This is a genomic window from Synechocystis sp. PCC 6803 substr. PCC-P (assembly GCF_000284455.1).
In the GTDB taxonomy this organism is placed as follows: domain Bacteria; phylum Cyanobacteriota; class Cyanobacteriia; order Cyanobacteriales; family Microcystaceae; genus Synechocystis.
This window is the reverse complement of sequence record NC_017039.1, coordinates 3438722-3452738: the sequence shown is the minus strand read 5'-3', so window position 1 is coordinate 3452738 and position 14017 is coordinate 3438722. Positions and strand designations below refer to the sequence as shown.

Genomic DNA, 14017 nt, shown 5'->3' with positions numbered 1-14017 from the left:
CCTATATTCTCGATAATTTGTTGGCTAATTCCTAGGGTGTGAGGACTCCTATGTTAAGAAAACTGTCACTAGTGTGGGGTTTGGGTGCCCTGATGGCGATCGCCGGGGGAGGGGGGGAAGCTTTAGCCGAACCAGGGGGCAAAATTGAACCTTTGCAGTTCGGTCAATCCGTGGAAGAGATGGACTCCAACCCCATGGGACAGATCACTTCCGTGTCGGAGCTTAGGGATGTGCAGCCCACCGCCTGGGCCTACGAAGCACTCAAAAGTTTAGTGGAGCGCTACGGTTGCATTGTTGGTTATCCTGACCGCACTTTTCGCGGCGATGGAGCCCTATCCCGTTGGGAATTTGCTGCGGGACTAAATGCCTGCATGAACGTCATGGAGCGGTTAATCCAGGAGAACGTAGCGGTTTTACGGGAAGACGTTGATAAGTTGAAGCGCTTAGCCCAGGAGTTTCAGGGGGAATTGGCCGCCCTGGGGGCCCGGGTTGATAATTTGGAAGTCCGCACAGCTTACCTGGAAGACCATCAATTTTCCACCACCACCAAATTAAGTGGACAGGTGGTGACGGCCCTGAGTGGCATTGTCAGCGGCGACAAAAATAATGGCACTGAATCAATTACCAGAAACACCACCTTGGGTTACCGCACCCGTTTGGAGCTCAATACTAGCTTTCGGGGAGATGACGATCTGTTCATTCGCCTATCCAGTGGCAATTTAGAAGACTATGGCCCCATTGCCGGTACTTTCCAGCCAGTGTTAGGGGCAACGGAACCGGAAGATGGCAACCTCAGCAATAGTGTTTTGTACTATACTTTTCCTGCCACGGAAAATATTCGTCTGTGGGCCATGGGGGCCGGGGGCGCTTTCGACGATTTCACCAATACAGTCAATGTTTTAGACGGGGATGGAGCCTTTGGAGCATTGACTACCTTTGGCACCCGTAGCCCGATCTATTTCTTGGGGGAAGGTACCGGGGCGGCCCTCCAGGGCACCTGGGATAAATTACAACTTAGCCTTGGTTACCTGGCCCCCGCTGGCAATGATCCTTCCCAGGGAGAAGGATTATTTAACGGCAGTTTTGGCACGATCGCCCAGGTAAACTATGATTTCAGCGATAATCTGACCGTAGCTTTAACCTATAGCTATGGCTATAACACCTTGGACACTAGCACCGGTAGCCAACGCTCTAATTTTCGCTACTTTACGGAAACCACCTTTGGGGAAGCGGCCAAAACTTCCCACAACGCCTATGGGGCCGCTTTTTCTTGGCAGTTGAGCGACCATTTTGTCCTAGGGGGTTGGGGAGGCCTTACTAAGGCCCGCACCCTCAAATCTATAGATCTGGCGGATGCCAGCATTGGTAGAGGAAGTTTAGATATTTGGAATTGGGCTGTGACCCTGGCTTTCCCCGACATTATCAAGGAAGGGAATATGGCGGGGATTATTGTGGGTATGCAACCCTGGGTGAGCAGTAGTTCCATTGTCTTCCCCGATGACATTGCCACCACTGACATTGACAGTTCCTTGCACCTAGAAGGCTTTTTCCAGTGGGCAGTGAGTGACAATCTTTCCATTACCCCCGGTATTGTGGTGGTACCCAATGCGGACTACAACAACGCCAATGGCACCCTGGTAATGGGGGTAATTCGTACCACCTTCAGCTTCTAGGCATTGCAGAACCTTTCCACGCAACGGACAAATAGCTCTACCCCCACTGGCAACACAGCCTCGTCAAAATTGAAGCGGGGATGGTGGTGGGGATAGGCCAAACCAAGATCCCCATTGGCAGACCCTAGGAAGAAGTAACAACCTGGCACTGCCTGGAGAAAAAATGACATATCTTCCCCTGCTAGGGTTTGGTAATCCGGTTGGAGATGGTCATCGGTGAGTAATACATCCGCCGCCGCCGATCGCACCAAATCCGCCAAACGGCGATCGTTAACCACGGGGGGATAAATATTTTCGTAGGTAAATTGGTAATTAGCCCCGTGACTCTGGCAAATGCCCTTGATAATTTCCTCAATGCGTTGGGCAAAATAACCAGCAAAACTGGGGTCAAAGTAGCGCACTGTGCCCCGGAAATAGGCGCTGTCGGGGATGACGTTAAAAGCAGTGCCGGACTGCAACTGTCCCACAGTAACCACAGCAGACTGGAGGGGATTTAAATTGCGGGCCACAATACCTTGCAAAGCCATGACAATTTGGGCACTGATCACCAGGGTATCCACGGTTTGGTGGGGCATGGCTCCGTGGCCTCCTTGGCCGAACAGTTGACATTCAAAGTGTTCCACCGCCGCCATTACTGGCCCCGGCTTGATGCCCACCGTGCCCACAGGTAGGTCATTCCACAAATGTAAACCGACAATGGCATCCACCGCCGGATTTTCCAGCACCCCCGCTTCAATCATGGGCTTGGCACCACCAGGGCCTTCCTCCGCTGGCTGAAAAAAGAATTTTACCTGGCCCCGAAAACTATCCCGATGGGCCGCTAAATATTGCGCGGTGCCTAAGGCGATCGCCGTGTGACCGTCGTGGCCACAGGCGTGCATTTTACCGGGGTGGAGGGAACGGTAATCTACTTCATTTTCTTCCGTTACCGGCAGAGCATCCATATCGGCTCGGATGGCCAGCACAGGTCCCGGCTTACCGCTGTCAACCGTCGCCATAATCCCGGTTTTGGCAATGCCTGGGGTGTGGGGAATTTCTAATTTAGTCAGGGTTTCGGCAATGTGGGCCGCCGTTAACTGCTCTTGGAAGCCCAATTCCGGGTATTGGTGAAACTGCCGTCGCCATTGGATCAATTGACCGTGTAGTGCTTGGATAGGCAAACGGACATTAGTGCTGGGTAAATTAGTTGGCTGGGGAAGGGTAAAAACCATGGTGGAAAAGCAGGATGGTATTTGCATTTTAACCATTTACCCCAGGGACTATCCCAACCAAAGATAGCTACCAGCCCAAGCAATCAAAGCACTGCCCAGGGGAACAGTTAAGTTATCAATGCCCCAGCGGGAAAAGCTCTCCAGTCCAGCACTGGCGATCGCCACCGTCCCAGCCACAACAAGGACAATAACTGTGAAGCCGAAGGTGTAACTAAGAAATACAACCGTGACCAAAAAACTGGCCAACACCATGGTGAGAGTGCCCTCCCAACTTTTGCGGAAACCAAAGACTTGGTAGCGGTGACGCCCCCACCTTTGTCCCACCAGGGCCGCCAGTCCATCGCCCCAGGCCATGACTAAAATACCGATCGCCGCAAATATCGGCAGTCCAAGGGAGAAAAATCCCCCCACCAATAGACCAATGCTAAGGGCGTAAAACAAAGTGCCGTAACTGTGGCGGCCAACACTTTCTAAGCTGGGCAAAATCGGCAAACGATAGGAGAGCACTGCAATGCCAGCGGCAAAAACCCCGGCGATCGCCCCCACCCAACCAGGAATACTCAACCACCAAGCAATCAGCACCACTTGCCCCGCTCCGATGTGGACAATTTTACGAGTTACCTCCGCCGGACTGAGGGAAAGGCGGTTAAGCAGTTCCGCGGTTAACACCACAGCCCCTAGGTAGGTCGCCGCCAGCCCCACCGCAATCCAGAGGGGCAAAGCCATAGGATTATTTTGCTCAATGCCCATTAGGAAAAAAACAATAGTTATAACCTCGGTGACAGTACCTTAGTTTGATGACAATCCCACTAATCATACCCTCAAAGATATAGTTGATCGGCGATCAATGCCTACGTATCCGCCTCTTCGTTAGTCTCCAGTCGGAGGTTGTTGAGAGATTAATCAGAAAATTTGCTGCAATATTATAAGTTAATACATTTTTATGATAAATTTTGACTTCGCCGCCGATCTTTAATGTCCAGTGATCTTGGGATAATGTGGTAATTTTCTTGATTTTAATACTATTTTGATAGCAAATAAAATCTCGTAAAGTAGAATTGATAATGCTTTTATATCTTGTTTAAGGGGATAAAAAATCAGAGGCATTTCCAAATTCAGAACGAAATTTTTTTATTGTATTGCTAAATTTAACCTTTCCCGATTCTAAAAATATAATCCAATCTGCACAATTGATAACCTTAGGACGATGGCTAATTAAAATCGTTGTTTTTCCTTGGCGCTTGGTCAGCAAACTATTGAGTACTTCAGCTTCCGTCACCGGATCAAGATTAGCTGTTGACTCATCTAGAATCAAAACCGCTGGATCGTTTACAATTGCCCTGGCGATCGCCAAGCGTTGTTTTTGTCCTCCGGAAATATTTGCCGCCACCGCACCGAGAATTGTTTCATATTGCTCTGGAAATTGACTAACAAATTCATGGGCTTGGGCGATTTGGCAAGCTGATATAACTTGCTCCAAAGTAATATCTGGTGAGCTTAAACGGAAATTGTCAATAATGGAACGATGGAAGAAAAAAGCATCTTGGGAAACTAACACTACCTGTTTTCGTAGGCAGATCAAGGAAAAATCCCCGAGACTATGGTTCCCAATGTTAATTTCCCCAGCTTGCACTGAATAAAGACCGGTTAAAATTTTTGCTAAGGTACTTTTCCCACAGCCTGATTTTCCGATAAGGCCGACAACTTTGCCGCCGGGGATGGTAACGGACAAATCTTCTATCAACTTGACTCGACCGGGATAATAAAAACTAATGTTTTGACAATCAATGTCGTCCTGGGGAGAAATTTCAATGGGGTCTTTGAGATCATCCCCTTGATTTTCTGGTTCGTACTCAAATAACTCCGCCAGGAGTCGAGTGATAGCTTTAACTTGGGTGAAATCGGTAAAAAACTGCACTAAAGTTGTAATCAAAAGTAAAAAACTTTGTTGCAGACCATAGATAGCGATAAGTTGACCGATGCTGAGTTGATTGCCAAAAACCAAAACACTGCCATACCACAGCATAATTACTGTGCCTATCCCCGCCATTAATTGCGAAAAAGTATTGTTGATAATGCGAATTTGAGCAGTGCGGTAATTAAGCTTAAATTCCCGTTGCAAGCGATGTTGAATTTCTAGCCATAATTGGGGAGAAGCCGCCGTTGTTTTGGTGGCCAAGGCTCCATTAAATGATTCAGCCAGGAGTCCAGCATTTTCCCCCGCCATAGTGATGGAACGATAGGTTGTCTGGCGGACAATGGGCTGAAAAGCAATGGTTGATAAGGTCATAATGCCCCCGATCGCCGCCACGATTGCCGCTAACTGCCAACTATAAAAGACGATAAAACCAAGGGCCACAAGACCAATAAATGTCTTGATGGGGAGATCAATAACTAACTGAGAAACTAATAAATTAATCCGTTGAATATCGGAAAGACGACGAATTGCCGTACCACTGCGACGGGCTTCATGGTAGGTAATGGGCAAATTCAAGATTTGCAGGCCAAATTCTAGCTTGAGACCTTTTTGCAATTCTTCCGCAAAGGAGGCAACGAGATTGGATTGTAAAAATGAACAAATAGCATTAACCACTGTAATCAAAATAACGCCAATGGCAACCCAGGTTAATTTTTGGGTATCTGATTTAGTCAGAACGCTATCCGTTAAAAATTTAAGTAATAAGGGTGTAGATAAGGAAAAAATACCGACGGCCAAATTCAGGGGAAATAATTTGCCAAAAATTTCTCGATATTCCCACAGTCGTTTGAGCAGATTATCAACGGGATGAACAGGATCTTCATCAAGTTGAGAAATAAATCCTTTGGGATCTGGCTCTAATAGGAGCATCATGCCCCCTTGCCACCCCTTAATTACCTCTTGGCGGTCTAAATAACGAACCCCGATCGCCGGATCTGCAATGACGTATTTATCTTTTTCCTGCCCGTACAAAACAACGAAATGATATCCCTTCCAAAAAATAATTGCCGGTAAAGCCCACTCATCCAATTCGTCGAGAATTTCCGGTTCTGCTTGGATGGCTGAGGTTATAAAGCCCAGTTCCTGCGCCCCATACTTAAGCCCGAGTAAAGTGGTTCCCCCTTGGCGAGTCCCCACCAGCGCCCTAATTCGATTAATTCTGATATTGCGTCCGTGATGCTTTGCAATGATCGCCAAACTTGCCGCCGCACAGTCCTCACCACTCTGTTGTTGAACCCATTGATATTTAGCCATGCAAGTAATGCGATTTTTTACACCAAGTAAATTTTGCTTAAGCGATACCATCTCAAATCAAATGTAGTAGTTGATACAACTACAATTTTTATTGTTAGCGCATTCTATCAATAATGCAGGTAAACAAAAAATAATGAAAACTTAATTTTAATTTAACCTTAATTTAATCTTATATTAATTTGCGTCTGTTATGGTACAAAGATTAGTTATTTAACTAGTGCCATACGAGGAAAATTTCATGTCTAAAGTTGAAAAGTCCGTACAAGTCCAAGAGACAAAATCCCAGTCCACCGCTCCCAAGTACCGTGAACTCTCTGATGCTCAATTAGAGGTTGTTTGTGGTGGCATCGCTATAATCTGTGGTGACAATGTGAAGTTACCTGACTCTGCCATTAAAAACGCGTAGGAAATTGTTTTAAACAATTTAGTTCGATAAGGCTGACTTTATTGATCAAGCCTTTTGATGTGGATGGACAAACTTCATTTCACTAGTCAAACATTTTTGAGGAATACTCCCATGTCTAAAGTTGAAAAGTCTGTGCAACGTCAAGAAACAAAATCCCAGTCTTCTGCTCCCAAGTACCGCGAACTCTCTGACGCTGAGTTAGAGGTAGTTTGTGGCGGTTCTATGTTGTTCAACGCATTTATTAAAAATTAGTCTTTGTAACACCTCTAAATCAATTAGGACTCTAGTGCCTACTTTTATCTAAGCTTGATTTAGAAGCTGTTTATGAAATTTAACTGCCACTTTAAGTTCCCCCTATTTGGGGGGATTTGGATTCTTTAGATTTATAGTCAGGGATGATATTTGCAAATGTTTTCCCGTCCATATTGTGACTATAGCTAAAACTTTTTGAGCTGATTTTCCATGTATGAACCAATTCAATTGGACAGTGTTTCGGCTGTAAATTTTAAAGAATTAACCTACCCAGCCTATCAGTCTCATCTGCTGCATATCTCAGAGGATAATTCTTGGATAGCTTTCGGTCTGGAAATTGAAAGCTATCCCGTTGGTCTTGTTCTGGCTAAAGATGCTATCTGCGAGGAAAAAAAGGTTGCCGAGATTTGTTCACTGTTTGTCATTCCCGAATATCGTCAACGGGGAATCGGTGCTGCGCTACTGCGATCGCTGGAAAATGAACTAATACATCGTGGTTGCGAAAAAGTGTCCTTAGGTTACCTCGATAATCCCAATAAGGTATTTATCGAACAAATGCTTGCAAGCTGTAATTGGGAAAAACCAGCAAAAACGGCATTGATCTGCTACGGAAATATGGGGAAGTTAAAAAATGCCAGTCTTTTGAAAAATTTCGACAAGTTATCAGCAAAGCTTCCTGCTCAGTTTTCGCTTTTCCCTTGGTCGAGCCTCACCGAAGCAGATGCAGAAGCAATTAAAAACACAATGGAAGCCAATCCGCTCATTAAAAAATTTAATCCCTTTGTGGAAAGTCATAAGTTAGAATCCCTCAACAGCTTAGGCCTGCGTTACAAAGATGAAGTTGTTGGCTGGATGCTTACCCATCGCATCGCCCCCGATACCATTCGCTACACCCAGATGTTTGTCGATCCAGCTCTTCAGCCCCTCAGCCGAAGTTTGATCATGCTTGCTACGGCTATGAATATTCAAATTAAAACTGCGCCAGATGCTCCTAAAGCAACCTGTCGAGTCGACATTGATAACTATCCTATGGTTAATTTTGTTGAGCGTCGTCTTGCTCCCCATCTCGACAATCTTAAATATGCGTGGCGGGCTTCTAAACTTTTAACATGACTACAAATATTGCATAATATGATTTTAGTTTTTTATTCGATAACAGTTAATGACTGCTGATAAATATACAGTTGCTATCAATGAAAACGCTCTAAAAATACTGGGCGAAATTGTATTTTTAATGGGGGCTTCACAGAACTTTGCCAAGTATCCTGTTAGTTTTATTATAAATTACCTTTTGCCCTCTATCTACCTGAATCAATATCGAATCTATCGGACAGTTAAAGATAATAAGCCAATTGGCTTTGCTTGTTGGGCTTTTATTAATGATCAAGTAGAAAAAGAACTTATTGAAAATGATATTAATTTAAGTGTCGAAGAGAGAAACTCGGGAGAAAACATTTATGTTCTTTACTTCATTGCACCCTTTGGTCATGCCAAACAAATTGTCCATGATCTGAAAAACAATATCTTTCCCAATAAAATAGTCAAAGGTTTAAGGCTAGATAAAGATGGGAAAAAAGTCCTACGGGTAGCAACTTATTATTGCTAAAAGCATAATCTAAGAAACAAAGATTATTTTACAGTTATTCGATTGAGAACACAACTAAAAATCTGTTTAAAAATTTTATTTATCCCCTAACTCCCTCAATATTGGGTGTTTTTTAAACACGTTCTGAAGCAGAATGATTTACCAAATTGTTGCGATTTCATGATATCAGAATAGAATTCGTTGTGCAAATGTAATCCCCATAACATTTACCTCATTTTTTACTGTTTTATGTGTTAGGGTTATTGAGTAAAAATTAAGCATCACTGTATCTGGCTAAAACTTTATCTGATTAAAGTTTAGTTTTATCTAGTTAAAGTATTAGAGTCCAGTGGAGGGTTTCAAAATGGGGAAAATATGGCAAGGCTCGGAATCAGCTGACAACATCGATCTCAGACCATCTGATCGTCATAAATTCGATGTTGTTTGGGCAAAATCCGGAGATGATCTTGTCCATGGTCGAAATTTTTCCAGCCTATCAGGAGCCAATGACACCATATCTGGAGCGAATGGGAACGATGTCATCTACGGCCACCACGGAGATGATTTTCTTTCAGGTGAAGGGGATTCGGACACAATTTATGGCGGCTTTGGAAATGACGCCATCCGTGGGGGGTACCACGACTGGATTCCTGGTGGAACTCCTGATGGAGCAGATAAACTTTACGGAGAAGAAGGTGATGACATGATTCTCGCAGAAGGAGGAGATGATCAGATCTGGGGAGGCCCTGGCAATGATCGGCTTTTCGGAGAACATGGAAATGATCAAATCTGGGGTGAGGATGGAGACGATTATATTGACGTTGGTCCTGGACTTGATTCAGCGTGGGGAGGAAATGGAAACGATACAATAACGAGCAATTGGATGGCCGGGCGGAAATACTTATCCGGAGAAGACGGGAACGATACTATTTTTGGTGCAGAAAATAGTGACATCATCGAGGGTGGCCCTGGAGATGATGTTCTTTGGGGACTTCGTGCCTATCCTTCCTCGGTTGGCGATGCCATTGACAGAATTTACGGTGGTCCTGGGAACGACTTGATTTATGGAGATTCGTTTTATTTTCCTAATGATGGTCTTTGGTCTAGTGTCCTCCAATACACTCAAGACATAATCTGGGGCGGACTGGGGAATGACACCATACAAGGAATGGCCGGTAATGATACGATTTATGGAGGAGAAGGGAACGATATTATTTATGGAGGCTACGACCCTTCAGGTAGCTTTATCCCCCCCGCAGAATTCCATGGAGATAATTTTATAGATGTTGGTACAGGCCATAATTTTGCCTATGGCGGTCCTGGTAACGATGTAATCAAAGTCTCAGGAGAAATCAGCGAACAGGGTTTTAATATTCTCATTGGTGGTGACGGAGACGATCTAATCCAAGGGGGAGACAATTCCGTTCCGATTGAAGATCTAGTAGTTTTACCCGGTTTAGAGGAGCAGGTCAAAGAGTTAAAAGAGTTTATCAAAACCCTAGAAAACGCTGAAGGTGTTGTCCCGACAATCGGTGACTTCATAGACGGGGGTAAGGGGTTTAATACCATTGAGGCGGGAGATGGGACAGATATTATTTTGGCAGGACTACCCACTTCAGCCAACACAAAAGACAAAGTTCAATTGATTTACGGTAATTCTAAAACGTCTGGAAGGCGTGAAGCCGATATTTTTATTGTTTCCACCGTTGCTATTTCCAGAAAAGATGCGATTAATCAAGCCATGGTGGCAGATATTACGAAACTTTCTCTGAAAGGATTGAAAGTAGGACTAAAGGTACTTAGTGTCGCCGGGGCAGTGGTTCCAGGAGGGAAAATTCCAGAGTTAGCATTGGAAATGGGCATCCTAGGGGTGGAAATATTTTCAACGATCAGTAAGTATAGTGCAGGAAACCCCCAGGAGCCTAGTATTTTAGATAAAATGACCGTTATTAAAGACTTTGATCCTGGACTAGATGTTCTGTATTTAGATAACGGCGGGGGCAAGATTAGGTATTCCGTAACATATCAGCATCTAACGATTGGTGACAAAGATTATCGAGGCCTGGTTTTTCGCGATGGCCAGGGGAAATCAGAAGAACCGAGGGTGATTTTAGAAGGTTTAACAAATCGCCACATAGAACAAATGGTCTCAAAAGTTGTGGAAGAAGAAGTTAATGGAATTAAGGAAGCGAGAATGATTAGTTATACATTTTTGCCTAATATCAAATCAGACAAGCCAGAATCACTCCAACAGTTTCCGGAACCATACATTCAGGGAAGTCCCTTTGTTCTCACGGAAGATAACGATCATGTCACTGTTATCGACTCTGAGAGTCGCGAAATACAAGCCTTAGGGGGAGATGACGAAATCATTGTGGATTTTGGTCAACGGGTTTTTGCCGGCGCAGGCGATGATGAAATTTACGCAGGAATATCCTTAGGGGGTAACACCTTATCCGGAGGCATCGGGAAGGATCAATTCTGGTTCTATGACGATCAGGCAGCGGAAGTAATTGATAGTTTCAAAGAAACAATAAAAATAGTAAATGTTGGTATTGCTGATGCAAATGAGCAGGAGAGGTTTATCCGCCAAATTTATGGCGATATGTTCGGTGAAGGCTCAATAAATGTGATTGTAGATTTTGACATTGATGAAGACTCAATTGGTTTTGCTGATTTTCTTGTTCCCGTAGGAGTTAATGATGTCCAATTAAGGCAGGAAGGCAATGACGCAATTATTTCCCTCTTTGCCAGGGATGTCGCTCTTTTGCAAGGTGTTAATGTTGAAAGTCTTTCCCCCGAGAGTTTTACCTTTGATAATTCTTTGTTTGAAAATGTTATAGGCAACAATGATAATAGTATTGTCGATGAGCAAGATGATTTAGTTGATGTCAGCCCGGGGAATGATGATTTTGGGAACTTTGATCCTAATTTTAATTTTCCCAGCCCAATGCCACGTATTAGTGCCGAAGAACTATTAAGTGGCAGGAAAATAACTAGTTTACAGAGCGAAGGGCAGTCCTTATCCCTCAGTGGCGATGTTATGGGAACCGATGGCGATGACCGAATTATCGTCAATAGCAATCAAGAGGTTTTTGCTGGTGCGGGCAATGACGTGATTTATGCCAGTATTTCTGCTGGGGGTAACACTCTATCTGGGGGGAGTGGCAAGGACCAATTCTGGTTTTACGATGATCCCAATGGAACATTAGGTATTAACATTGTTGAAAATGTCATTGATGAGGGTGGTCTTAGTTTTGATGCGATTGAAGAATATGGGCAGAGGTTTAGTACCAGTGCAATTAATGTCATTACAGATTTTAATCCAGAAGAAGATGTGATTGGGGTTGTGGATTTTCCTTTCCCCCTAGGGTTAAATAGTTTTACCTCCAGGCAAGAGGGTAATGATTTCATTATTTCTCTATTTGAAAAAGACATTCTTCTCCTACAAAATATTCAAGAAGAAAATTTAACAACTGAAAATTTTGTTTTCGATAAATCTTTATTTGAAAGTATTGAGAAAAACTTTTCTTCGCCTCCAAATTTTTCATCTGTTGTTCCGATCGCCAATGATATTCAAGCTGGGATTTTAGCCAACTCTTTCCACGTCAAATTGTCTGACGAGACACAAATGGTAGTTAAATACCAGAATCAACCCTTTGTCAATGGCACCTTTGGTAATTGGCAAATCCTAGAGGCAGAAACGATTAACGGGATCAATCAAATTCTCTGGCGAAATCCCGACATCGAGGAGGTTGGTATTTGGAATACTGATGCCAACTGGAATTGGATTTCCTCTGAAACTTGGTCGGCCAATTCTTTGAAGACTCTTAATGCCGAGGTCACCTTCCAAATTGACATCAACAATGATCAACTTATTGGTGACAGCCTCACCAACGTGGAAACCGAGGGTTCTATTAGCCTCCTGCGAGGAATCTTTGGCTATCATGTTCAAACTGGGGATGGTCTGACGACTCCTTTACGTTACCTTGGGGAGGCTTTTGAAAATGACATTGGTAACTGGCAAGCCCTGGCTGCGGAAACAGTAGAGGGCATCAACCAGGTGCTCTGGCAAAACCAAAGCTCTGGAGAGATTGGTGTTTGGTATGCGGATAGTAACTGGAACTGGGTTTTCTCTAACGTTTTTGTCCCTGGCTCCTCCCAGGCCCTGGCTCAGTTCAATGCTTTCGGAGTTGCAATTAATGAAACTGGATTAGCTTGATAACATTTAAAGTCTATGATGTTACTGATTCAAATTGATAATTCTCTACTCCAAACAATCTGAAATATAAACTTCATTTTTTGGAATATTTTGTTTATTAAATCGAACTTTAAATTGGTAGACCATGATATCCTAAAAATGTCATATGTTAATTGATATTTGATATTATTCAGAACCATTTCTCAATCACAAATACCTAAAAATGATCAGAACTAAATTGGTTGAGTTGTCCACCATTGAAGCTGTAGCCTATCGCCAAAAACTGAAAGATCCAAGTAAATCTGGTGTCGTAATTTTGCGTTACGATGCTGATCAGTCAGGATTAGCTACCATCAATAAAGCTTCTGGGGAACCAGACCTTGCGGCGAACGTTCCGGTTGACTTATTTCCTGTAGAAGCTTTTCGGGAAGCTTTGGAATTGACTTCCGGGTTGCCCTATTCTAAGCGGGGTAAAGTTAAGTTAACGACAACAGTTTCTGTTCCAACAAATCCCCCCGATGCCGTTGAAGATGATGGCCCCGAGGACTTGGAAACGGTCTGCAGCCAAGAGTACGAAGCTATTGTTAGAGCGTACACTAACAAAAAAAGCGAACTTTCATACGATTTGCTCAATAAGGATTTTATTCAATTTGCTAATTCCAGTAAAATTGTTTCAACTATGGTGGCGGAGAAAGCGTCGGAGGAAGACATTCGTAATCATATTGTCAAAGTTAAATTAGAGTCCCTTACCAATAATCGAGAGTTAAGCATGGGGCAAACCAAGCTGATTGTAGAGATGTTAGACGCAGTCAGTCCCAGGGGGGTTTTCCGTGAGTTGAATGCTGAAATTCGTAGAATGCTTGCCCGACGATAAAGTTTTTTTGATAGGGTTAAATTTTCAGACTCGGAGACCACATATCTCCTTTGATAGTGGCCGACTTTAACAAGACTCCAGGCGATATCAACTTAACCACCATGGCTTTACCTGGGGTCGTTTCATTGTTGGGAATAATTCCCCGATTTAGGTTCAGCAAAATGGCCATCTACTTATCATAATCACTGGCGATCGCCAAGCTTTGTTTTTGTCCTCCGGAAATATTTGCCCCTACCGCACCGAGAATCGTTTCGTATTGCTCGGGAAATTGATTAACAAATCACGGGCATGGATAATTTGTCAAGCTAAAGTCACCTTAGAAAGGTGTATCTCAGGCAAGCTTAAAAATATAAATAACGTCAATTTTACAAAAAAAATGCTAGGGGAATATTAAGAGAACATTAAGGTTGTTGAAAATAGCTAAAAATAATTAAAATTTGTATGATTTTGACCAAAAGTGAACTTTGTGTTATGGTTACAGGGCGTGGTTGACTCGAGTTCAATACAGAACTCAAGGGCTCCGGGTAAATGTTTAAATTTTTGTAAAATCTGTAAAGCATTAATAAAAAACTTTTCCAAAAAT

9 protein-coding genes are annotated in these 14017 nt (G+C 43.5%); 6 read left to right on the top strand and 3 right to left on the bottom strand.

The genetic code is table 11. The features are described 5' to 3' along the window. Window positions 1–50 precede the first annotated feature (50 nt). Complete coding sequence (locus tag SYNPCCP_RS15980; protein ID WP_020861914.1) at window positions 51–1673, top strand: iron uptake porin; 1623 nt, start codon at window positions 51–53, stop codon at window positions 1671–1673. Here SYNPCCP_RS15980 and SYNPCCP_RS15975 read toward each other — a convergent pair. The 3 genes from SYNPCCP_RS15975 to SYNPCCP_RS15965 form a co-directional block, all read right to left on the bottom strand. Next, on the bottom strand, window positions 1670–2884 hold the full coding sequence (locus SYNPCCP_RS15975) for a M20 family metallopeptidase (RefSeq protein WP_014407165.1): 1215 nt from the start codon (window positions 2882–2884) through the stop codon (window positions 1670–1672). The genes SYNPCCP_RS15980 and SYNPCCP_RS15975 overlap by 4 nt on opposite strands. Window positions 2885–2932: 48 nt before the next feature. Beyond that, window positions 2933–3634 carry a phytol kinase gene (locus SYNPCCP_RS15970; RefSeq protein WP_010874250.1) on the bottom strand — a complete coding sequence of 234 codons (702 nt, stop codon included), beginning with the start codon at window positions 3632–3634 and terminating at the stop codon, window positions 2933–2935. A 331-nt stretch (window positions 3635–3965) separates the two neighbouring features. Continuing rightward, window positions 3966–6116: a peptidase domain-containing ABC transporter gene (locus tag SYNPCCP_RS15965; RefSeq protein ID WP_223211308.1), complete on the bottom strand. Its 2151-nt coding sequence runs from the start codon at window positions 6114–6116 to the stop codon at window positions 3966–3968. Window positions 6117–6633: 517 nt separating this feature from the next. Here SYNPCCP_RS15965 and SYNPCCP_RS17350 point away from each other — a divergent pair. The 5 genes from SYNPCCP_RS17350 (at window position 6634) to SYNPCCP_RS15940 (ending at window position 13434) form a co-directional block, all read left to right on the top strand. After that, on the top strand, window positions 6634–6774 hold the full coding sequence (locus SYNPCCP_RS17350; protein ID WP_158299086.1) for a hypothetical protein: 141 nt from the start codon (window positions 6634–6636) through the stop codon (window positions 6772–6774). Between the two features lie 210 nt (window positions 6775–6984). After that, a complete protein-coding gene (locus tag SYNPCCP_RS15955) occupies window positions 6985–7887 on the top strand; it encodes a GNAT family N-acetyltransferase (RefSeq protein ID WP_010874248.1) in 903 nt (300 codons plus the stop codon). 49 nt (window positions 7888–7936) lie between these two features. Further along, a complete protein-coding gene (locus SYNPCCP_RS15950) occupies window positions 7937–8380 on the top strand; it encodes a protein-lysine palmitoyltransferase (RefSeq protein ID WP_010874247.1) in 444 nt (147 codons plus the stop codon). A 328-nt stretch (window positions 8381–8708) separates the two neighbouring features. Next, window positions 8709–12581, top strand: coding sequence for a hypothetical protein (locus SYNPCCP_RS15945; RefSeq protein WP_010874246.1), 3873 nt, complete (start codon window positions 8709–8711; stop codon window positions 12579–12581). A 202-nt stretch (window positions 12582–12783) separates the two neighbouring features. Next, window positions 12784–13434 carry a hypothetical protein gene (locus SYNPCCP_RS15940; RefSeq protein ID WP_010874245.1) on the top strand — a complete coding sequence of 217 codons (651 nt, stop codon included), beginning with the start codon at window positions 12784–12786 and terminating at the stop codon, window positions 13432–13434. Window positions 13435–14017: the final 583 nt, after the last annotated feature.